Source organism: Photobacterium lutimaris (assembly GCF_003025555.1).
GTDB lineage: Bacteria > Pseudomonadota > Gammaproteobacteria > Enterobacterales > Vibrionaceae > Photobacterium > Photobacterium lutimaris.
Map to the genome: position 1 here is coordinate 52,940 of NZ_PYMH01000017.1, position 22,315 is coordinate 75,254.

Here is a 22,315-nt window from a genome sequence, read left to right on the forward strand (position 1 = left end):
CGCCTGCATACACAACTGAATATTTATTTATCTCCAGCCAGCTCGGCACCAACTTTTCAGGTAATCATGGAAGTGCAAAATACCCAGACCCAGCGCGGCGTCATCCTCGCCCTCGCGGCCTACACCATGTGGGGAATTGCCCCTATCTATTTCAAGTCCCTCCAACATGTCAGTGCGCCGGAAATCCTAAGCCATAGGGTGATCTGGTCGTTTGTGTTTCTCGCTCTGTTATTGGCGGTTAGCAAGGGGTGGGGACAGGTCCGGGCCGTACTAGGCCGGCCGAAAGTGGTCATGCTACTGTTGGCAACGTCTTTGCTGGTCGGGGGGAACTGGCTAATTTTCATCTGGGCGGTCAACAACAATTACATGCTTGATGCCAGCCTCGGATATTTCATCAACCCATTGTTCAATGTTCTGCTCGGGATGTTTTTCCTCGGCGAGCGCCTGCGTCCGTTACAATGGGTCGCAGTGGCACTGGCGGCAACCGGAGTAGCAGTCCAGCTGATCCAATTCGGCTCGTTGCCGTGGATCGCTTTGGCCCTAGCAACCAGCTTCGGCCTTTACGGTCTGCTACGCAAAAAGGTCAACCTTGATGCGGCAACAGGATTGTTTATGGAAACCAGCCTGTTGCTACCTTTGGCGCTGGGTTATGTCTTTCTCTTTGCCAGCAGCCCAACATCAGACTGGTCCGCCAACCCGATGACCACCAATCTATTGTTAATGGCGGCTGGCATCGTCACCACTTTGCCACTGCTGTGCTTTACCGGGGCAGCCACCAAGCTCAAGCTCTCGACCCTGGGATTTTTCCAGTACATCGGCCCAAGCCTGATGTTCCTGCTGGCGATTACTGTCTATGACGAAAGCGTTACCGCCGACAAAGGTTATACCTTTGCCTTCATCTGGGCGGCACTGCTGATTTTCAGCCTTGAAGGGCTACGCAACCACCGCAGCAACAAAAAGCAATCCGCCATCGGCTAGAGCCACAACTTGCGAGGCGGTGCTGTTAATTTTTTACAAGCCGCACCGTCATCGCTATGGTGTACTCATACCCAGCAGTTTTCGGTTACTCCGCATCCAAGTCTAAATACTCAGGTTATATACAGCAAAAAGGGGGCAGCGTACGATGAATAAAATCAGTCACCGCAAAAGCCCCATTGACGATATCAGCCTGATCGATGCCCATTACCAGAACTTTGCCTTTAAACGTCATTACCACCTGGATTACCATTTGGGCCTGATCACCCAAGGTCAGCAACAGTATTACTACAACGGCAGCAAGCACATCGCAGGGGCCGGGCAATTGGTGATCATGCCGCCGGATGAAATCCACGACGGCCAAGCCAAAGAGCAATCAGGTTACCAGGTCAAAGTCTTTAGCATTACTCCTGATTGGCTCAACCAGCAAGCCGATGATGTATCCGGCAAAAACCATTTCTGCTTTCCGCAACACAATATCGCCGATCACGCCCTGTTCCAGCAGTTGACCTGGCTTCACCAGCAGCTGGACAACCCGCTGGTATCGCAACTTGCCAAAGACACCCTGCCGATAGAATCCTTTTCCTATTTATTGACCCATTACGGCCAGGTTCGTGAAGCCAATGTGACCCCTTTGGGCTCCAAAGACTTACACCAGCTACGCGACTATGTGATGGCACATCTGGATCAAAAAATCAGCTTAGAGCAGCTGGCAGGCCTGTGCGATCTCAGTCCATCGCAGCTGTTGCGCCAGTTCAAAAAAGCCACGGGCATGACACCGTACGCTTGGCTAGCCCGGCTGCGGCTGGAACATGCGATGGCACTGCTGAAAGCGGGGTTCAGCAGCACCGAAGTGGCCTATCACGTCGGGTTTTACGATCAAGCCCACTTTACCCATGCCTTCAAGCAAACCTTCGGCGTTGCCCCTTCGCATATCAAGTAAGACTTTATCCAGCGATGTGTCATTTTTTTACAAGCATCCTAGGAATGACTGCGGCATGCTTCGATTTACTGGGCATACCGCCCTGTAGTTTGAAGGATGATATACCCGCAATGATCAATGAAATGACCACCCTCGCCACCCTGGTGACTGTCCATATTATCGCCCTGATGAGCCCGGGGCCCGACTTCGCCTTAGTGGTACAAAACGCCGGCCGCTACGGCCGCCAGACCGGGATGATGATCGCCCTCGGCTTGTCATTAGGGATCCTACTCCACGCTATTCTCAGCCTGACCGGTGCCAGCCTGCTGATCCATCAGCACCCTATGTTATTTGCTCTGCTGCAAGCGGTAGGTGGCAGCTACCTGCTGTGGCTTGGGATCGGCGCGCTCAAAGGCACGTGGCAACACTACCAGCAGCGCCATCAGCCAGCCGAACAACAAACAGCCAAGCAAGAAGCTCAGCGAGTACTGGCTAACCGTAAGCAAGCGCTGGCCAAGGGCTTTACCACCAATATCCTCAACCCCAAAGCCCTGGTTTTCTTTATCAGCTTATTATCAACCTTGGTACCGGCCAGTATGTCTTTGGGTGGTAAGGCAACGGCAATCTGCTTGCTGTGGGGAACATCCTTCCTGTGGTTTGCCTTGCTGGCCTGGCTGTTGACCGGTGCTCGCCTGCAACAAAAACTACAGCGCTGGACACCATGGATTGATGCCACCTGCGGCGCCTTATTCACCCTAATCGGCAGCTTGATCCTGCTCAGCATCATCGCGCAGTAAACTTTGCCAACGTAATGCCGCTCACAGGTTGACCCACTGCACAAAAAACAGTCAACCGTTAGACATCTCCCCCTGTCCTTACTTAGGCTAGCAGCAGCCTAAGTAAGGAGTTAAATACCCATGGAATGGAATCACCGACACCGGCTCGCCCTGTTGTCAGCCTGCCTGCTGACCCTACCCGCGACCGCCTCTGCCAAAGACAGCCAGCAAAGTACGGATCAGCTCGCACCGGAAGCAGCAACTGGTCTCACCGAGCAGCAAGCGGTGACGGGCAAGGACTGGATGATCGCCTCGGCCAATCCATACGCCAGCGAGGCTGGCGCCGAGATCCTGCGCCAAGGCGGCAACGCTATCGATGCCATGGTCGCCACCCAGTTGGTACTGGGCCTGACCGAGCCCCAGTCCTCCGGCATCGGCGGCGGGGCATTTATGGTGTATTGGGATCAGAAAAAAGAAGCCCTGACCACCTTTGATGGCCGTGAAACGGCACCGTTCGCCGTCACCCCCTTACTATTCCAGGATGACAAGGGGCAACCGCTGCAATTCTTCGATGCCGTGGTCGGCGGCCGCTCAGTCGGTACCCCCGGCACAGTCAAGCTGATGTGGTATACCCACCAGCGTCACGGCAAACTGGACTGGAAAAAGCTGTTCGAACCCGCGATCCAGCTGGCCAAGGACGGTTTCATCGTCAGTCCGAGACTGGCAGCTCTGGTCGAAAAAGATCAAACCCACCTACAGCGCTTCGAGGCTACCAAAGCCTATTTCTTCAATAACGATGGCTCGCCGATTCAGGCTGGCCAAACGCTGAAGAACCCAGAGTATGCCAATACCCTGCGTCAAATCGCCGAACGCGGGGCCAGTGCCTTCTACACCGGTGAAATCGCCAAAGATATCGTCAAGGTGGTACGTACAGCACCGGGCAACCCGGGCGTTCTCAGTACCATGGATCTCGCCACCTACCAGGTCAAAGAACGGCCAGCCATCTGCGCCCCTTACCGCCAGTATGAGATCTGCGGCATGGGACCTCCGAGCTCCGGCGCCCTGACGCTGGGCCAGATCATGGGGATGCTCAGCCACTATCCGCTTGCAGACTTGGGGCCGGACAACCTGATTAGCTGGCGCTTGCTCGGCGATGCCTCGCGCCTGGCTTTTGCCGATCGCGGCCACTACATGGCCGATAGCGACTATGTGCCGATGCCCACCCAGGGGTTGCTGGCAGATAACTACCTCCAGCAACGGGCAGCCTTGCTCAACAATGACAACGCCTTAGCCACGGCTGAAGCTGGCAGCCCTCCATGGGATCACGCCATGCGCTATGCGATGGATGAATCTCTCGAGCTCCCTTCGACCAGCCATTTTTCGATTGTCGACAACAGCCGCAATGTGATTTCCATGACCACCACCATCGAGAACGGCTTTGGCTCCCGGGTGATGGTGCGCGGCTTCTTGCTCAACAACGAGCTGACCGACTTTTCCTTCCGCAGCCATGACAATGGCAAGCCGATTGCCAACCGGGTCGAGCCCGGCAAACGTCCCCGCTCCTCCATGGCTCCGACCATCGTGATGAAAAACGGCAAGCCCTACCTTGCTATCGGCTCACCGGGCGGCAGCCAGATCATCGGCTATGTCGCCAAAACCCTGGTCGCCCACCTCGATTGGGGGATGGGTTTGCAGCAGGCTATCAACCTGCCGAACATGAACAACCGCTTCGGACCGTTTGAACTGGAAGTCGGTACTGGCGCAGAAAGCTGGGCCCCAAAACTGGAAACCCTCGGCTTCACCGTGAAGATCAAGGAACTCAACTCCGGCGTTCAGGCCATCAAGCTCGATGGCAAGACCCTAACCGGTGCCGCCGATCCACGCCGCGAAGGCAAGGTCATCGCGAAATAAGCTCACCACTGAGCAAATCGGCATAAAAAAACCCGTGGCACCGACCACGGGTTCTGTTTTCATTGTCCGGCTAACTTAGCGCTAATCATGATTCTCTTCAGCGATCACATCGGCTCAAGCTTGGCATACTGGGTTACCAACCATTTGATGCCCTCACCGTTAAAGGCAACCTGTACCCGGCTCTGGGCACCGCTTCCCTCAAAGTTGATGATGGTCCCTTCACCAAATTTCGGGTGCTGGACCCGCTGACCAAGGGTGTAGCCGGTCTGGTTGAAGTTATCGTTGACCTGGCTCTGGCTGAAGCGACCACTGCTGGCAGGTCGTGACACCTTGGCCTTCATCCGCACTTCTTCGATAAACTCTTCCGGGATCTCGCGGATAAAGCGTGACGGTTTATGGAAGTTGTCCTTGCCGTACAGGCGACGCATTTCTGCGTGGGAGATATAGAGCTTCTGCATTGCACGGGTCATACCCACATAGCACAAGCGGCGCTCCTCTTCCAAACGGCCCACTTCCTCGGTGGTGCGCGAGCTCGGGAACATCCCTTCTTCGACACCGACCATAAATACCACTGGGAATTCCAACCCCTTGGCACTGTGCATGGTCATCAGCTGGACGGCATCCTCGAACTCATCCGCCTGACCTTCCCCCGCTTCCAGCGCAGCATGAGACAAGAATGCTGACAGCGGGCTCATCTCCTCGGCTTCCTCTGGGATCTCGAACTGGCGGGTTGCGGTGACCAGCTCCTCAAGGTTTTCGATTCGCGCCTGGGCTTTCTCGCCTTTTTCCTGCTCGTACATCGCACGCAGGCCAGAACTGCGGATCACCTCATCGGTTTGCTGGTACAGCGGTAGCTCGCGGGTATCATCTTCCAGTGCGTTGACCAGTTCGATAAAGCGCCGCAGCGAGTTGGCAGCACGGCCAGCCAACACTTGTTCTTCCAGCAAGGCAACACTGGCCTGCCACATGGTCGCCCCGCGGTCACGGGCTGTCATGCGGATCGTTTCCAGCGTACGATCGCCCAAACCCCGGGTCGGGGTGTTCACTACCCGCTCAAACGAGGCATCATCATTACGGTTGGCCATCAATCGCAAGTACGACAGGGAGTCTTTGATTTCCTGACGCTCGAAGAAACGCATACCGCCATAAATCCGGTACGGCATCCCCGCTTGGATCAATGCTTCCTCCAATACCCGTGACTGGGCATTACTTCGGTAAAGCATGGCGGCTTCGCTCAAGGCACCGCCCTGATCACGCAGCTCTTTAATTTTTCCGACCACAAAGCGGGCTTCATCCAGCTCGTTGAACGCCGAATAAATCGAGATCAGCTCCCCTTCGGCACCGTCGGTCCAAAGGTTCTTGCCCATTCGCTCATTATTGTTGGCGATCAGGCCGTTGGCGGCTTTCAAAATGTTACCGGTTGAACGGTAGTTTTGCTCCAGGAATATCGAGCTGGCTCCCTTGAAGTCATCGAGGAAGCGCTGGATATTCTCTACCTTGGCACCACGCCAGCCGTAAATCGACTGGTCATCATCCCCCACAATCATCACATTACAGTCCGGACCGGCCATCAGGCGCAACCAGGCAAACTGGATGTTGTTGGTGTCCTGGAACTCATCCACCAAAATATGCTTGAAGCGAGCCTGGTAGTGTTCACGGATATGCTTGCTGCGCTTTAGCAACTCGAACGCACGCAGCAGCAGCTCGGCGAAATCGACCAAACCGGCACGGTCACACGCTTCCTGGTAGGCGGTGTAAAGACGCAGCCAGGTTTGCTCGACCGGGTCATTGAACGAGTCAATGTGCTGCGGGCGCAGGCCCTCGTCTTTCTTGGCATTGACGTACCACACTGCCTGGCGAGCCGGCCACTGCTTCTCGTCAAGGTTCTGGGCCTTGATCAAACGACGCATCAAACGCATCTGATCGTCAGAATCAAGGATATTGAAATCTTCCGGCAAGCGGGCATCCAAATAGTGGGCGCGCAGCATACGGTGGCACAAGCCATGGAAGGTACCGTTCCACATCCCCGCCGACGAGCCGTGCATCAGCTCATTGATCCGGCCGCGCATCTCGGCAGCCGCTTTGTTGGTGAAGGTTACCGACATAATAGAGTAAGGCGAGGCTTGCTCTATCGTCATCAACCAGGCAATGCGATGGACCAAGACCCGGGTTTTACCACTCCCGGCGCCGGCCAAAACCAGGTGGTTACCCAACGGTGCCGCCACCGCCTCGCGTTGCTTGTCATTCAGGCCATCTAACAGAAGTGAAACGTCCATCGCTCTCTACTGGTTATTTATACAATGGTGATGATTATAACCACAAAGCCCCCCGTGATGCGAGAAACCTCCCGCTGGCCGCTCTCCCTAGTGGCAGATGACAAAACAGCCCACACAGCATGACAAAAATTCACCTATCGACCTACTGCCAAATATTTTTGTTCTATGCTTGGAATTGCGAAAAGTTAACAAGAAGTTAAAAAAACCAAGAAAGCGTGAAAGTTATTTCCGCTTCCCCCTTTCTTATGTACCGAGAGCACCAACAAGGTGCCAGTTAACCCAAAAGGAAACGTTGCATTTTCCTGCAACGGTCAGCGTATTTAAGAGGAATAAACATGAAAAAGACCACCAACATTGCACTCGCGACTGCAGTAACAGGCCTGCTTGCACTCGCCGGTACCGCCATGACCACCACCACGGCGGTTGCTGCCGAGGAAAAAGAAAAATGCTACGGCGTGGTGAAAGCAGGCAAAAATGACTGCGCCACCAAAACCAGTTCTTGTGCCGGCACCTCGAAAACCGACGGCCAGAAAGATGCGTTTGTGATGGTTCCTAAAGGCTTGTGTGATCGCTTGGCTGGCGGCTCAACCAGCTCATCATAATCCTTAGCCAACGACCAACTTGATAACATCTCAAATGAAGGAATCATTATGAAAAAGTCTAATCTTGCTGTTGCTACCGCGGTCTCTGGTTTACTTGCTCTTGCGGGTACAGCTTTAACGCCTTCTGTTGCCGTCGCGGCGGAAAAGGAAAAGTGCTACGGGGTGGTGAAAGCCGGTAAAAACGACTGTGCGACCAAAACCAGCTCTTGTGCCGGCACCTCGAAAACCGATGGTCAGAAAGATGCTTTCGTCATGGTGCCTAAAGGACTTTGCGATCGCTTGGCCGGCAGCTCTAAAGAGGCCAAGTAATTGAGCGGGTTGTCTCCTGACAAGATGGTAGGGGTGGGGCTTCGCTCCCCCCATATCCATCACTTTCTCTCTGAGCGACCGGATATCGGCTGGCTGGAAATCCACAGCGAGAATTTTTTTACGCCCCACTCGCCAGCACGCCAGCAACTCAGGGACATTGCCAACCACTACCCCATCAGCTGCCATGGGATCGGGATGTCGCTCGGATCTGCCGATACGCTGGATAAACAGCACCTATCCCAACTCAAGCAACTTGTGGACGACATCGACCCGATTGCGGTATCCGACCACCTCAGCTGGAGTTCGGTTAACGGTCAGTACTTCAATGATCTGTTGCCCCTGCCCTATACCGAGGAAGCTCTGGCCCACTTCTGCCACAAGGTTGATCGGGTGCAGGAGGTACTCGGCCGCCAGTTACTGGTCGAGAACCCATCCAGTTATCTGAGTTTCAACCACTCGACGATTCCAGAATGGGAGTTCCTACGTGCGGTCCAACAGCGCACCGGGTGTGGCTTGCTGCTCGATCTCAACAACATCTACGTCAGCAGTTTCAACCACCGCTTCGATTGCCAAACCTATCTGGATGCTATTGACCCGCAAACGGTTAAAGAGATCCATCTGGCGGGGTTTACCGTCAAGCAGTTCGAACAGGGAGAGATCTGGGTAGATACCCACAGTCGCCCGGTCAGTGAACCGGTATGGCAACTCTATCGCCAGTGGGTGCGTGGGCACTTCAGCGCCCTCGCCGGTGTGCCCACGCTGATTGAATGGGATCTTGATATTCCGGATCTCGACGTATTACTTGGGGAAGCTGACAAAGCACAACAAATAATTGCTGAGGAGGCCAAAGATGGGATCACCACCACCTAAAAGCCTACATCACCTACAGCTGGATTTTGCCGACGCCCTGCACTACCGGCCAAGTCCCGCCAGCGAGACGGTTGCAACCGGTCAGTTTACCCCGGAGCAATTGATACAGATCTACCGTAACAACTTTATTATCAGCCTGTCAGAGGTACTGGAAGCTACCTATCCATGCTGCAAGGCCGTGGTCGGTGACGAGTGTTTCGCCCAGCTCACCCGCCAGCATGTACTGACCCATCCGCTCGGGGAAGGCAATGTGACCGATTACGGTGAAGGCTTTGTCGATACCGTTTCCGACCAGCCGTCAGTGATTGAGGCTGTCCCTTATCTGGCTGAATTGGCCCAGCTGGAATGGCTTGTCGACCGGGCCAGCCAGCATGTCGCCATCACACCGGACTTTCCATTTGAGCAACTGGCCCAGATCACCGAGGACAACCTCGGGCTGTTGACACTGGAGGTGGCCGAACCCACCTACAGCTTCGATGCACACTATCCTGTCGCCAGCCTGTGGCAGATGATCACCGATGAGCAAATTGAGCCTATTGATATGAACCAGCCGGAGTCGGTCATTATCCAGCACCGCCCGCAAGGCATGCTGGTGGTCGCGACAACCACGGCGGCAACGGCTTTGTTACGCCTGTGCCAGCAAGGTCGAACATTGGGCGACGCTGATGGTGCCATGCTGGCCATCCTGGGCGAGCTGATCCAACAACAACTATTCACCCGTATCCACGGCCTGCCCGAGGGAGAGTGCGCATGCTGAATTTTCTCAAACACATCGATATCACCGCCCAGCGGATCACCGAGCCCCTGATCCCCCTGTTCCTGCTGTTCACCCGACTGTGGGTGGCATGGGTATTCTTCAAGTCCGGGATGGTGAAATACAGCAGTTGGGACAGCACCCTGTACCTGTTCGAGTATGAATACCAAGTGCCCCTGATCCCCTGGCAATTCGCCGCCTATTCGGGCACTGCAGCCGAGCTGATCCTACCGGTATTTTTGCTGCTCGGCCTATTCACCCGACCAATGGCACTGGCACTGTTCGTGTTCAACATCATTGCGGTTGTATCCTACCCGCTGCTGTGGGAGAAAGGCTTTTTCGACCACCAGCTGTGGGGCATGATGATGCTAGTCAACGTGTTCTGGGGGGCAGGGATGATATCCGTCGACCACCTCATCAGCAGCAAGCCGAAACAGTCCCTATTGCAATAGCTTGCTGCCTTAATAAATTCATCTGGATAGAAGTTTCAAAAACACATAGATACCTCCATGTAGCTCTGACTCGCCATTCATGGCGAGTAGGTTTTGAAACTTTATCCAGAAAAATGAAGCTCAAGTTAAGTCGATTTAATTAGTCATTCACCAAAGCCAACAACTGTGAAAGCTGGCTGATTTCCACATCCGGCAACCACTTAGCCCGAGGTTCACAGCTCAGTACCCGTTGCTGATCATTGAGCCAGCAGGCCTTGAAACCGTTTTGCTTGGCGCCACCGACATCGGTCACCAAATGATCGCCAACATGGAGAATATCGGCCGGGGCAATGCCTAGATCGACCGCCGCGCAGGCAAATAAATCAGGCTCGGGCTTGGCCAACCCATCACGGCCCGCCATCAGCACGCCATCAAAATACTGCGCCAGACCGATTTTTTCCGCATCGACATTGCCATTGGTAATGGCCACCAGCGGCAGCTGTTGCTTGAGCAACGCCAATACCCGGTGGGTCTCCGCGGGAACATCAACCTGATTTCTGACCTCGAGCACCACCGCGACGCCTTCGCCAGCGGCCTGCTCAGCGGCCGACAGGGAATAACCGAGCTGCATAAAGCCAGTCTTGAGCAGTTCAAACCGCCATTGGGTCACATTATGGCGCAGCAGGGGATCCGCCTTAGCAAGGCGCATTTTCAATTGCTGCCAATCAGCTACTCCCATCCCTTTCAACCGCGGATGGTTAACCGCCAGCCAATCATGCATCGACTGCTCGGCTCGGCGAATCACCGGTCGGTTATCATAGAGGGTATCGTCAAGATCAAAGGTCAGCGCCTTGGGCGCAGAAAAAGGTCGGTAAAACTGCATCGGTGGCTACTCTCGAAAGCTGTCCTGGCTCAACGCTTGTTGCGCTTGGCTCGGGGGTGGGCTTCATCATACACCTGTGCCAGGTGTTGGAAGTCCAAATGGGTATAGATTTGGGTGGTCGAGAGATTGGCATGGCCCAGCAATTCCTGAACCGCCCGCAGATCCCCCGAGGATTCAAGCATATGGGTGGCAAAACTATGGCGCAGTTTATGCGGGTTGATATGGCTCGATACCGCCTGCTTCTGGCCCCATTCCGCCATGCGTTTCTGAACATTGCGATTGGAAATTCGCTGGCCCAATTTGGACACGAACAACCCCGGCTCGCCGCCTGCGGCCAATTGCCCCCGTACCTTCAGCCAGTGTCCCACCCATTCACGGGCCAGTCCGGCAAACGGAACAACACGTTCTTTGTCGCCTTTACCGATCACCCGCAAATCGCCCTTGCGCAGGCTGACATCTTTGACATTAAGACTCACCAGCTCCGACAAGCGCAAGCCGGCACCATACATCAGCTCCATCATTGCCCGATCGCGGATGGACAGGGGATCATCATCGTCAACACTGAGCAACTGATCCATTTCATCAACATCCAGGTTTTTCGGCAACGGCCTTGCCTTGCGCGGTGCCGATACGCCCTTGGCCGGGTTGGCCTTGAGGATACCATGCTGGACCAGGTAATCGAAAAAGCTGCGCAGTGCCGACAACCGCATCGACAGGCTGCTGGCCTTGAGGCCATCTCGCATTCCCTTGGAGGCAAGCTGGCGGACCCAGCCGGCATCGACGGTCTGCCAGTTATCGACACCCAACACCACCAGCTGCTCGGCCAATGTCGTCAGCTGACGCTTGTAGTTTTTCTGGGTATGCAGGCTAAGCTCCCGTTCACTGCGCAGGTATTCATAGAATCGCTGCAGTGGCTTTTCCAAGCCAGCCGGCAGGCTCACTCTATCACCTCGCGGGTGTATTCCCAGTGGTGGATAAGCTTGGCGAGCACCATGGCCAGCTGCTCGACAAACAGGGTGTCCATCTCCGGCTGGAAGTGGCCGCCATCGACACTGGCAAAGCTCAGTACCCCGAACGGCCTGTCATTGCCAAGCGGCAATACCAAAAACGATCCCAGCTGCGGCGGCTGGTCAAACAGCAGCTCCGCTTCAAGCTTACGCAACCGACCCAGATAGACCGGGCGGGATGACAAGCGCGAACGGCTGAAACTGTCAAAACTGCGGCGTTCAAGGAACAGGTTATCATCAAGGCTATCAAACAGGCGCAGGCTGACATCGAGCTTCAGCTCGTCGGCCAGCGTTTCCAGCACACACAATGCCTGGTAGATATTATGGGTCTGGAACAGCTGCTGCTGCGCCTTGGCGAAAGTATGGAACAGCTGGCTATTCTGGGTCGCGGCGCCGACCAAACCGGTAATTTTCTCTTCCAGCTCACCGACATTGCTGCGCAGGCGCTCAAGCTGGATATCAACCAGTGACACCACGCCGCGATCGGCATGGTGGACCTGGATCCGGCTCAATAGATCTGGATGGCGAACAAAAAAGTCAGGGTTGGCCAACAAAAAGTCCGCCACCTCCTGCTCGTTCAACGAGATGGCATCCTCATCGGGAGCACATACGTCAAGCTGAGATATATCGGTCATAATACAATTTGTCCATCAAACACGTGCGTTGCCTCACCGGTCATATACAAAGGCTTACCCTCGCCGGCCCAGCGGATCTGCAAATCGCCTCCCGGCAACGACACCTTCACACTGTCATCCAGCAGCCCCTGCATCCGGCCAATCGCCACCGCGGCACATGCGCCGCTGCCACACGCCTGGGTTTCACCGGCACCGCGTTCATACACCCGCAATTTCACTTCACTGCGGTTGATCACCTGCATAAAACCGGCATTGACCCGCTCGGGGAAACGCTCGTGGGATTCCAAGATTGGCCCCAGCGTCTCGACTTCAGCTGTCTCGACATCGTCCACCACAGTGACACAGTGCGGGTTGCCCATGCTCGCGGCCCCACAGAACACCGTTTTGTCACCGGCCCGCAGGATATAGGTTTTCTCGCTTTGCTTGGCGCGAAAAGGAATTTTGGCCGGATCGAATTCAGGTATCCCCATATTCACAGAGACCTGGTTGTCGTTCTCCAGCTTGAGTACCATTTTACCGCCTTTGGTGCTGACCGAAATATGGTATTTGTTGGTCAGCCCCTTCATCCAAACAAACCGGGCAAAACAGCGGGCACCGTTACCGCACTGCTCCACTTCGCTACCATCGGCATTGAAGATCCGGTAATGGAAATCGGTCTCGGGATCATAGGGCGGCTCCACCACCAACAGCTGATCGAACCCCACGCCACGGTGGCGATCAGCCAAACGCCGGATAGCATCCGGCGAGAAGAACACGTTCTGAGTCACACAGTCGACGACCATGAAATCGTTACCCAGCCCATGCATTTTCGAAAAATTAACCTGCATGTTGTTCCTTCTCGTTATTCTGGCAACAGGTGCTCTGACTGCCACAATTGCGCAAGCTCTTCGCGCTCGCGCACCACATGGGCCTGACTGCCGTCGACCATGATCTCCGCCGCGCGCGCACGGGTATTGTAGTTCGATGACATCACAAAGCCATAGGCTCCTGCCGAGCGTACCGCCAGCAAGTCACCCGTCTCCAAGCACAGCTCGCGATCCTTACCGAGGAAATCACCGGTTTCACAGATAGGGCCAACCAAATCATAGGAAACCTTCTCACCATTGTGCGGCACAACGGGTACGATATCTTGCCAGGCCTGATAAAGCGTAGGGCGGATCATGTCGTTCATCGCCGCATCGACAATGGCAAAGTTCTTGTGCTCGGTGTGCTTGAGGTATTCCACCCGTGTCAGCATCACCCCAGCATTGGCGGCAATCGCCCGGCCCGGCTCGAAAATCAGCTCCAAGTCACGGTGATCAACCAAGCGCGCCATCAGGGCCTTGGCATATTCCGAAGGCTGAGGCGGACGCTCATCACTGTAGGTCACGCCCAAGCCGCCGCCCACATCGAGATGGTGAATGGTAATGCCTTCGGCTTTAAGGGTGTCAATCAGGGCCAGCAGGCGGTCAGTGGCATCAATAAACGGGTCTATGGCTGTCAGCTGAGAGCCAATATGGCAATCCATTCCCGTCACGGCTAAGTACGGCAGACGCTGGGCTAAACGGTATACTTCCGGCGCACGGTCAAAGGCAATACCGAATTTGTTATCGCGCAGGCCGGTCGAGATATACGGGTGGGTCTGGGCATCGACATCCGGATTGATTCGCAGAGATACCGGTGCGATTTTGCCCAGCTCACTGGCGACGTGATTGAGCCGCTCCAGCTCAGGTTCGGATTCTACATTGAAACACTTGATACCAAGCTCCAGGGCGCGCTTCATTTCCGCCGCGGTCTTACCAACCCCCGAGAACACCACCTTGGCCGGATCGCCACCAGCGGCAACCACTCGCTCCAGCTCACCGCCCGAGACGATATCAAAGCCAGAGCCCAGACGTGCCAGCACATTGAGCACGCCAATGTTGGAATTCGCCTTCACGGCATAGCAGATCAGGTGGGGGTGATCGGCCACAGCTTGGTCAAAAGCATGCCAGTGACGTTCAAGCGTCGCACGCGAATAAACATATAGCGGTGTGCCAAAACGGTCAGCCAAATCGGCCAGTGGAATTTCTTCGGCCCATAGCTGGCCATCTTTCTGATAGTTAAAGTAATCCAATGTAATCTCTTCCCTGTCTGAACCGTTTATTGATCGCTCTGTTGTTGTTGCTCGCTGTCGTCAGGCATGTACAGTGACCCGCTCTGCCCACAACCGGTGAGGGCCAGTACGCCCAACACCAAAATTGCTAATAAACCTTTACGCATTTTTGAAAGCCAGTGATTATCATTTCATTGCCCTCTATAATCGCACCCACACTAGGAAAAGCAATAGGACGATCGGGGATGAATGATACAGAATTTCATAAGTTAGCAGATGAAGTGCTGATGAGCATCGAAGAAGGCATCGACGAGTCCGGTGCCGACATCGAATACGAGACCACTGGCAACGTATTGACACTGGAATTTGAAAACCGCAGCCAAATCGTGATCAACCGCCAAGAGCCGTTGCACGAGATCTGGCTGGCGTCAAAATCAGGCGGCTACCACTTCAAGTACAAGGATGGCAAGTGGCACTGTACCCGCAGCGGTAACGAGCTGATCGCCCTGGTCAAGCAAGAGTGCTCATTACACGCCGGCGAAGCTGTCGACTGGTAATGCCTACCACCAAGCAGCCCGAACAAAAAAGCGGAAGCCTAGGCTTCCGCTTTTATTTCGTATTTTATTGTTAGTCTCAGCGGGTCAAATTGGCATTCACCAACCCTTGGGAAGCCACGACCTGTCGCCGTGACGGCTGCTGGCCACTCTTGTACGGCAGTACCTGCGGTGCGCTATTCTCGCTGTGGACAATGTCGTAGAACTGCGGCAAGTTGAAATTGATAAAGTTGGCGCTATAGCTAAAACGGTCGTGCGCCGAAGTATAAAAACTATTCACGCCATGCACCATCTCATCCTTATCACCGCTGCACTGACGATAGACTTCAATGCGGTTTGACTCGTCCAGAATATAGATATTGAAGCCAGCATCGCAATCTTCGAAGAAAAACTGGATCAAGCCTTCACTGGCGTAGGCATCAACAATCTCCGGCGGATGCGGCTCGTCAGTCTTGCCCATCACCAAGTTGGCCGAGCCGAGCAGCTTATTGGTCGAGATGCAGCTGTAGAAATCAACCGAGTTTTCCAGCTTCTGCACCGACACGCCACGACGCTCGAAGAACAAGCCGTGGGTCTGGCGGGCAATCCGGATCGCCTTGAAGCGGCGGCGCTTTTCCTGCTCAACCGGTTTAAGTCGCATCTCGATACACTCGGCTACCAACTGGTACACCAAGTTACGGATCAAGCCACGCATATGCTTGCTGTAACAAAATACGTCCACTGATTCCGGCGGCAGCGCATCTTGGTGCATCTTGCCCAGTACCGTCTTCAATGCATCCAGCATAGCACTATCACCGATGAAGTTCAGGGTACGCACTTCGTTCCACGAGTTGCGGTACACTAAATCGACACTGCCCACCAAGCACATCTGGTCCGGGCCATAGCTAAAGATATCGGTGTTCTTGAAATCAAACTTGACCGAGCGACTACGCAGTCGGGTCGTCGGATCATTCTCCAGGTTGACAAACAAACCAAGCTGGCGAATTTCACACGGGCTCGATAACGCCTGCAAACTCGGCTGTGGGCGACGGATCGGGAAGGTATTGCGAATATCGCTGACCAACTGGTAAAACTTGTCAATATCGACCGCCGAGTTGCGGACCACCGTGTGCAGACAGGTCGATTCGGTCAGCAGGCCGTTGAAATAGGCCCACGCCACCAGCTTGCTGAGATAGCGGTTATGCTCCAGCGCCGGACGGCCCATAATCGCTACCGGATCAAGCGACTGCTTGTAGAGGTACCACCCCGCCGTATTGGTACGGCCGGCCGGTACCTGGATCAGGCTCAGGTCCTGCTCGTGCAAGTCCGGTGACAGCTGCGGATTGAGTAAGGTCACCTTACCTGGCAGCACCTCGAACGCCGCATACAACTTACGGGCCAGAATACTGATGTCTTCCGGGCTGATCGCCGAGGTAATGTTATTACGGCGAGCAAAACGGATCAGGTTACGGTAGCTGAGCATCAGGGCATCAAGCAACTCGTTGTGCGCGCTCTTGACCTGCTCGACCTTCCAGTCGCGGCGACGGTCCAGCTCCACCAAGACCTCTTGCGGCCACTGCCATTCATCGGTCAGATCCTGCAACACCTTGCGGCGCCACGGTACCGAACCCGATGCGGGCTCACGGGTCAACTTTTCATGGGTCTTGAGATAGAAACAACGGCGGACCAGATCCAGACGACGGTGATCATCGATACGTTCAAGGTAGCGGGTCACCTTCTCCAGCATCAGGTAATAGGCATCCATACAGAACTCAGTACGGTCAATGGCGAAGAAGCGCCGTTTGCCGTCGACACTAAGCAGCTGGGTATGCGGGTATTCCCAAGAATAGGCTTCAAGCAGAATCGCTTTCAGTACCGACTTATACGGCGAGTCGATACTTTTGTAGAGCTGCCACAAGCTAGAGCCGAAATATTCCTCGGCCGGAATGCGCGACAGGCCACCAAAATCAATCCATTCATCACGATGGATATACCCGCCATTTTCGAGATAGCAGATGTAGTCATCGTAACACTCCTCCATTTCAGGTGGCACCATGAACCACAGCAGACGCTGGCCAGCCAGGTTGACGGCAGAACGGTAGAACTCGTCAAGCAGCAATAAATGTTGGCTCGAACCACAGTTTTCACCGGTCATCTGCTCGGAAAAGTTTTCACGGAAGCGATTTTCGTCAATCAGGAAGAAGTTGGCCTCCACCCCTTGGGCCTGGGCCCATTCAGAGATCACCGCACACTTGGCATCGAGAGCCTGACGGCTTTCCGCTGGCATATCGGTCCGGATACAAACCCAGATATCGAGATCGCTGGTTAGGCTTTGACCCAATGAGGCCGTACTGCCCATCGCATAGAGCCCCTGAATAGGGAAAATATCATTTGCAGGAGGAGAAATCGGAGTAGCACAAGCCAAGCCACAGTCATCGATCAACTGTTGCTGCTGCTCGGAGGCAATAAAAGACGCAATCCCCACCGGTACATCCTGATCAAGATAGCCAGGCACCGCCGGGTGATTATAGTGAAGTAGGACCGGCAACAGGTTGAACACCTGTACAGACTGCGGAGTCATGGCGCCACGCGCACGCTCGAGTCTTAGCTCGTTGAGCTGATCCAATCTACCTTTAAGCGTTTCAATATAGTTCTGCAAATTACTCTTCCAAGAGCTGCCAGCTTAAGAGCGGCCCAAATCTTGTCATTAAAGCGGTTGAGATGGCTCGAACCAGGAGTAAAAACGTGATCAATCTAACAGTTTTTGTATTAACCGTAAAGATAGTGCCGTTTTATGACAGGTTATGAATGGACTGAAATGTTGCCAGCGGACCTTTCCATAGTCGCCTTCCCTCAAACTAGTACACGCTCACCAAACCGCCACTTTGCGATCGGTTATCTGTATACCGTCAAGGACATATGTGACCAATATCACATTAATTGCAGTTGATATCAAGACAATATTGCCCCAACGCACTCGGAGTCACACATCAATTACCATCCCCGCCCAGTAGTGGTAGGATTAGAAACAATGATAGTGCCCAATTACATATATGGACCCGATCCTATGACCGATACCCCAATCCGTATTGCCACACGCAAGAGCCCACTCGCGATGTGGCAAGCCGAATTTGTCAAAGCTGCCTTGGAGCAAGCCCACCCCGGCCTGCAAGTCGAACTGGTTCCGATGGTCACCAAAGGCGATATAATTCTCGATACCCCGCTAGCAAAAGTGGGTGGCAAAGGGTTATTTGTCAAAGAGCTGGAAGTTGCCATGCTGGAAGGCCGTGCTGACATTGCCGTACACTCGATGAAAGACGTCCCGGTAGAGTTCCCCGATGGGTTGGGCCTCGTCACCATCTGCGAGCGTGAAGACCCACGCGATGCGTTTGTCTCCAACCACTACGACAACCTGGCGCAACTGCCGGTCGGTGCCGTGGTAGGGACATCGAGCCTTCGCCGCCAATGCCAACTGCGAGCCCAGCGCCCTGATTTGGTGGTTAAAGATTTGCGCGGCAACGTCAACACCCGCCTACGCAAAATGGATGACGGCGAATATGATGCCATCATCCTTGCCTGTGCCGGCCTGATGCGCCTAAAAATGGAAGACCGTATTCGCGAAGCCATCGCCCCGGAAACCAGCCTGCCAGCCGTTGGCCAAGGTGCCGTCGGCATTGAGTGCCGCCTCGACGACGAGCGCGTACGCAAGCTACTGGCCGCACTGAATCACCAGGACACGGAAACCCGCGTACTGTGCGAACGTGCCATGAACAACCGCCTGCAAGGCGGGTGTCAGGTACCAATCGGCAGCTATTCGGTACTGGAAGGCGATCAGATCTGGCTTCGCGCCTTGGTCGGTGAGCCTGACGGTAGCCAGATTGTTCGCGGCGAAGTCCGTGGTCACCGTGATGACGCAGAAAAACTGGGCCTCGAACTGGCCGATCAGCTGTTGGCTGATGGGGCTAAGACAATCCTCGACGAGCTTTACGGCAACGCCTGATGACCATACTGATCACCCGCCCGGCACCGGAATGCCACCAGCTTACGCAGCAGCTGACCGCCGCGGGGATCAGCGCCATTGCCCAGCCCCTGCTGGAAATTCAGCCGGGGCAGCAACTTCAAGACCTACCTAACGCTCTCTCACACCTGAAAAATGGCGATTTTCTGATTGCCGTCAGTGTTCACGCCGTCAACCTAGCGCATAATTACATGATGTCGGTAGGTGCCAGCTGGCCAAAAAACGTGCATTATATAGCAGTCGGCCAGAAAACCGCCGCAGCGCTGCAGGATTATACAGGACAAGCCGTCCTGACCCCGCCCGAGCGTTGCGACAGTGAGGGGCTCTTGGCCTTACCGGTATTGTCTGAGGTCGCAGAGCGACGAGTGCTCATCTTGCGCGGCAATGGTGGGCGCGAGTTGATTTACCAGCGCCTGAGCCAAGGTGGAGCCGATGTCTCCTACTGCGAGACTTACCAGCGTAGCTGGTTACCGCTTGATGGCCCGGCCCTGAGCCGGAATTGGCAGCAGGCCAATGTTGACACCCTGGTCGTCACCAGCGGTGAGCAACTTGACCAGTTGGTCAAGCTCATACCAGACAGCGCTATGGCTTGGTTTCTTAACTGCCAGCTATTCGTACCAAGCCAGCGAATCGCCGATCAAGCTCTCGAGCTTGGTTTTCGTTTAATTTCGAATGTGGGAAGTGCGGCGAATGGCCCACTGTTCACGACCCTAAGCAAAATAGGCACAATGGGAAAATCGGATGACTGATAAAAAAACCAATAATGAAAACCCTGCAGATAAGCAACAATCCGCAGCAAACAATACCAATAAGCAAGGACAAGCCAGTGCCAAGGCACAAGCGCCAAAGCCAGCCGCTGAGAAAAAGCCGACCCCTGAAAAACAGGTAAAAGCCGAACAGCCCGCCCAACCGGCTAGCGCAGCGCCAGCCCGCCAACCGAGCGAGAAACAAGGTGGCAGCAAAACCGGTGCGATCGCCATTGCCTTGGTCATCGCGCTCGGTGCCGGTCTTTATTACCACGGGCACCAACAGAGCGAAACCCAGAACAGCCAAATGGCGGCTTTGCAGCAAGAAATCGCCCAGCTTCAATCCCAGCTCCAGTCATCTCTAAAAACGTCCCAGCAAGAAACCCTGAGCCAGGTCAATACCAGCCTGCAGCGCACCGAAACATCGCTTGAGCAGCAGGAAAAATCAATTACCGGCTTGCAGATGGCACTGTCAGAAATGAAAGGTCGCCGTCCGAACGACTGGCTGCTGGCTGAGGCTGACTATCTGGTCAAAATGGCAGGCCGCAAACTGTGGCTAGAGCATGACACCGCCAGTGCAACGGTCTTGCTTGAATCTGCCGATCACCGTATTGCCGAGCTTAACGATCCAAGCCTAACTCCTATCCGCCAGGCGATGCATACCGATATTACCGCACTGAAAGCGGTCGCCCGTGTTGACCGTGACGGTCTGGTGTTACGCCTTACTAGCCTACAGGAAGAAATTGGCAAGCTACCACTGGCCAACGCCATCCTGCCGGAAGCCGAAGCTGTCGAGACTACCGAAGTATCTACCTCGGTCGACGATTGGAAGCAGAATATGATGACATCACTGAAGAACTTCAGTGATCACTTCATCACTTACCGCCAGCGTGACGGCAGTGTTATCCCTCTACTGACACCGAAGCAAGATTTCTACCTGCAGGAAAACATCAAATCCAAGCTAGAAACCGCGATCAAGTCGGTATACCGCGAGCAGGGCGATCTGTACACCACGTCACTGGTTATGGCCAAAGACTGGGCTGAGCAGTTCTATAATATGGACGATCCTGCCGTTCAGAGCTTCATCGCCACACTAGAGGCACTCGGCCAAGAAAATATCGAAGCCGACTACCCGAGCAAGCTGCAGTCGCAAGCACTGATCACCGATACCATCAGCGATCGTCTACGCCAGCAGGTGAAACCGCTTAGCACAGAGGAGAACCCTGCATGATCAAACTGCTATTGCTGGTCGCCGCACTGATTGCTGGCATCGTTGTCGGTCCGATGCTGGCCGGAAACCAAGGTTATGTGCTGATCTCTGCGGCCAACCAAACCGTGGAGATGAGCCTGACGACACTGATTATCCTGGTGGTCGTGCTGTTCGGTGCTTTTTTCCTGCTGGAGAATATCCTCAAGCGCCTGTTCTCATTGGGTAGCTCGACCCGCGGTTGGTTCTCGGGCCGCAAAACACGCAAAGCCCGCCTGCAGACGTCTGAAGGCCTGACCAAGGTGATCGAAGGTGACTGGAAGCAGGCTGAAAAGCTGGTCGTCAAGTCAGCCAAGCACAGTGACTCCCCGCTGCTGAACTACTTGGCAGCCGCCGAAGCCGCACAGGGCCAGGGCGATGCCAGCCAGCGTGACGAATACTTGAAATTAGCGGCCGAAATCGATGGCCAAAGCCTCGCAGTGGCGCTAACCAGAGCCAAACTTCAGTTCCGCCAGCAACAATTTGAACAGGCTGTTGCCACCCTTCAGGATATCAAACACGACCATAGCCGCAATCCCGTGCTGCTGACCCTACTGAAAGACTGTTATGTTCGTTTGGAAGACTGGAAACCTTTGCTGGCCCTGCTTCCTCAGCTAGAGAAAGCCGGTGTGGTGGATACTGAAGAGGCCGCCCACCTCGGAGCGAAAGCCGAATGCGGGATCATGCACCACATCGCCAAGCAGCAAGGCAGCGAAGGTCTGATGGGGCACTGGAACAGCCTGAACCGCAAGACCAAACAGCGTCCAGATCTGATTGTGTGTTTTGTCAAGCTGATGAGTCAATATAACGCCGACAGCGAAGCCTATACCGTATTGCGTGACGCGCTGAAAAAGAACAATCACGAGTCGCTGATCAACCTTGTCCCGGCCCTGAAACTGGCCGACAACCACCCAGCGATTGTCCGCCTGCAGGATTTGCTGCGCTATGATAGCAGCAACCCGAGCACCCACAGTGCGCTGGGCCAATTGTTGATGCGTGATGGTAAGCTGGAAGAAGCCAAAGAGCATTTCGAGACGGCTATTGCCCTGCGCAGCGATGTCGCCGACTATGGCTACTTGGTTGAAGTCATGGAGAAGCTCGATGACAAGCAAGGCGCTGCCGAGATGTCACGACAAGCCCTGACACTGGCACTACCGGCCAAGAGTTAACAAAACAACAACATAACATTTGGTAATTAAAAAGCACCCGAACGGGTGCTTTTTTATGCTTAAAAGCAATAGATTATGTGTCTCAGCGCGAATAATTGTTTCTATTTGTTAACAGGCGTTTCAACCTATATCCATCCCATTGCTAGCATTTTGTAAACAGGTTTCAATAGGGGTTCAT

At 54.6% G+C, this 22,315-nt stretch carries 22 protein-coding genes; 14 read left to right on the top strand and 8 right to left on the bottom strand.

The genetic code is table 11. The annotated features are described in order from the left end of the window. Positions 1–66: 66 nt before the first annotated feature. From rarD to ggt, 4 genes are all read left to right on the top strand, one after another. Positions 67–978: an EamA family transporter RarD gene (gene rarD, locus C9I99_RS23950; RefSeq protein ID WP_107351346.1), complete on the top strand. Its 912-nt coding sequence runs from the start codon at positions 67–69 to the stop codon at positions 976–978. 145 nt (positions 979–1,123) lie between these two features. Further along, positions 1,124–1,918: an AraC family transcriptional regulator gene (locus tag C9I99_RS23955; protein WP_107351347.1), complete on the top strand. Its 795-nt coding sequence runs from the start codon at positions 1,124–1,126 to the stop codon at positions 1,916–1,918. A 113-nt stretch (positions 1,919–2,031) separates the two neighbouring features. Then, positions 2,032–2,694 (top strand): LysE family translocator, encoded by a 663-nt coding sequence (locus C9I99_RS23960; RefSeq protein ID WP_107351392.1) that lies wholly within the window; start codon positions 2,032–2,034, stop codon positions 2,692–2,694. A gap of 120 nt (positions 2,695–2,814) precedes the next feature. Continuing rightward, positions 2,815–4,584, top strand: coding sequence for a gamma-glutamyltransferase (gene ggt, locus C9I99_RS23965; RefSeq protein WP_107351348.1), 1,770 nt, complete (start codon positions 2,815–2,817; stop codon positions 4,582–4,584). A gap of 104 nt (positions 4,585–4,688) precedes the next feature. On the opposite strand, the gene uvrD is transcribed toward ggt, so the two are convergent. After that, positions 4,689–6,860 (bottom strand): DNA helicase II, encoded by a 2,172-nt coding sequence (gene uvrD, locus C9I99_RS23970; RefSeq protein WP_107351349.1) that lies wholly within the window; start codon positions 6,858–6,860, stop codon positions 4,689–4,691. Between the two features lie 335 nt (positions 6,861–7,195). On the opposite strand from uvrD, the gene C9I99_RS23975 reads away from it, so the two are divergent. From C9I99_RS23975 to C9I99_RS23995, 5 genes are read left to right on the top strand one after another with little or no spacing between them, the layout of a single operon-like run. Beyond that, a complete protein-coding gene (locus C9I99_RS23975; protein WP_107351350.1) occupies positions 7,196–7,462 on the top strand; it encodes a BufA1 family periplasmic bufferin-type metallophore in 267 nt (88 codons plus the stop codon). Positions 7,463–7,510: 48 nt separating this feature from the next. Beyond that, complete coding sequence (locus tag C9I99_RS23980) at positions 7,511–7,771, top strand: BufA1 family periplasmic bufferin-type metallophore (protein WP_107351351.1); 261 nt, start codon at positions 7,511–7,513, stop codon at positions 7,769–7,771. Further along, the gene (bufB, locus tag C9I99_RS23985; protein WP_107351352.1) at positions 7,772–8,641 is read left to right on the top strand and encodes an MNIO family bufferin maturase; all 870 of its coding nucleotides are present in this window, start codon (positions 7,772–7,774) and stop codon (positions 8,639–8,641) included. After that, positions 8,622–9,398 (top strand): HvfC/BufC N-terminal domain-containing protein, encoded by a 777-nt coding sequence (locus C9I99_RS23990; RefSeq protein ID WP_107351353.1) that lies wholly within the window; start codon positions 8,622–8,624, stop codon positions 9,396–9,398. Before bufB ends, C9I99_RS23990 begins: the two co-directional genes overlap by 20 nt. Continuing rightward, positions 9,392–9,847, top strand: coding sequence for a DoxX family protein (locus tag C9I99_RS23995; RefSeq protein ID WP_107351354.1), 456 nt, complete (start codon positions 9,392–9,394; stop codon positions 9,845–9,847). Before C9I99_RS23990 ends, C9I99_RS23995 begins: the two co-directional genes overlap by 7 nt. Positions 9,848–9,986: 139 nt before the next feature. Here C9I99_RS23995 and yigB read toward each other — a convergent pair whose 3' ends face one another. From yigB to lptM, 6 genes are read right to left on the bottom strand one after another with little or no spacing between them, the layout of a single operon-like run. After that, the gene (gene yigB / locus C9I99_RS24000) at positions 9,987–10,709 is read right to left on the bottom strand and encodes a 5-amino-6-(5-phospho-D-ribitylamino)uracil phosphatase YigB (protein WP_107351355.1); all 723 of its coding nucleotides are present in this window, start codon (positions 10,707–10,709) and stop codon (positions 9,987–9,989) included. 29 nt (positions 10,710–10,738) lie between these two features. Next, a complete protein-coding gene (xerC, locus tag C9I99_RS24005) occupies positions 10,739–11,650 on the bottom strand; it encodes a tyrosine recombinase XerC (RefSeq protein WP_107351356.1) in 912 nt (303 codons plus the stop codon). Further along, on the bottom strand, positions 11,647–12,351 hold the full coding sequence (locus C9I99_RS24010) for a DUF484 family protein (RefSeq protein WP_107351357.1): 705 nt from the start codon (positions 12,349–12,351) through the stop codon (positions 11,647–11,649). Before C9I99_RS24010 ends, xerC begins: the two co-directional genes overlap by 4 nt. Then, positions 12,348–13,178: a diaminopimelate epimerase gene (dapF, locus tag C9I99_RS24015; protein ID WP_107351358.1), complete on the bottom strand. Its 831-nt coding sequence runs from the start codon at positions 13,176–13,178 to the stop codon at positions 12,348–12,350. The genes C9I99_RS24010 and dapF overlap by 4 nt, the downstream gene beginning before the upstream one ends. A gap of 14 nt (positions 13,179–13,192) precedes the next feature. Next, entirely contained in the window at positions 13,193–14,446 is a 1,254-nt protein-coding gene (gene lysA / locus C9I99_RS24020) for a diaminopimelate decarboxylase (RefSeq protein WP_107351359.1), read from the bottom strand. A gap of 26 nt (positions 14,447–14,472) precedes the next feature. Continuing rightward, on the bottom strand, positions 14,473–14,592 hold the full coding sequence (gene lptM, locus C9I99_RS24025; protein ID WP_107351360.1) for an LPS translocon maturation chaperone LptM: 120 nt from the start codon (positions 14,590–14,592) through the stop codon (positions 14,473–14,475). 78 nt (positions 14,593–14,670) lie between these two features. On the opposite strand from lptM, the gene cyaY reads away from it, so the two are divergent. Beyond that, the gene (gene cyaY, locus C9I99_RS24030; protein ID WP_107351361.1) at positions 14,671–14,982 is read left to right on the top strand and encodes an iron donor protein CyaY; all 312 of its coding nucleotides are present in this window, start codon (positions 14,671–14,673) and stop codon (positions 14,980–14,982) included. Between the two features lie 76 nt (positions 14,983–15,058). On the opposite strand, the gene C9I99_RS24035 is transcribed toward cyaY, so the two are convergent. Next, on the bottom strand, positions 15,059–17,617 hold the full coding sequence (locus C9I99_RS24035) for a class I adenylate cyclase (protein ID WP_107351362.1): 2,559 nt from the start codon (positions 17,615–17,617) through the stop codon (positions 15,059–15,061). Between the two features lie 408 nt (positions 17,618–18,025). Between C9I99_RS24035 and hemC the strand changes: the two genes are divergently transcribed. Genes hemC through C9I99_RS24055 form a run of 4 tightly spaced genes read left to right on the top strand, consistent with a single transcriptional unit; the run spans position 18,026 to position 22,137 of the window. Next, the gene (hemC, locus tag C9I99_RS24040; protein WP_107351363.1) at positions 18,026–18,958 is read left to right on the top strand and encodes a hydroxymethylbilane synthase; all 933 of its coding nucleotides are present in this window, start codon (positions 18,026–18,028) and stop codon (positions 18,956–18,958) included. After that, on the top strand, positions 18,958–19,725 hold the full coding sequence (locus tag C9I99_RS24045; RefSeq protein ID WP_107351364.1) for a uroporphyrinogen-III synthase: 768 nt from the start codon (positions 18,958–18,960) through the stop codon (positions 19,723–19,725). Before hemC ends, C9I99_RS24045 begins: the two co-directional genes overlap by 1 nt. Then, positions 19,718–20,953 carry a uroporphyrinogen-III C-methyltransferase gene (gene hemX / locus C9I99_RS24050; protein WP_107351365.1) on the top strand — a complete coding sequence of 412 codons (1,236 nt, stop codon included), beginning with the start codon at positions 19,718–19,720 and terminating at the stop codon, positions 20,951–20,953. Before C9I99_RS24045 ends, hemX begins: the two co-directional genes overlap by 8 nt. Continuing rightward, entirely contained in the window at positions 20,950–22,137 is a 1,188-nt protein-coding gene (locus C9I99_RS24055; RefSeq protein ID WP_107351366.1) for a heme biosynthesis HemY N-terminal domain-containing protein, read from the top strand. The genes hemX and C9I99_RS24055 overlap by 4 nt, the downstream gene beginning before the upstream one ends. The last annotated feature ends 178 nt before the right edge of the window (positions 22,138–22,315 follow it).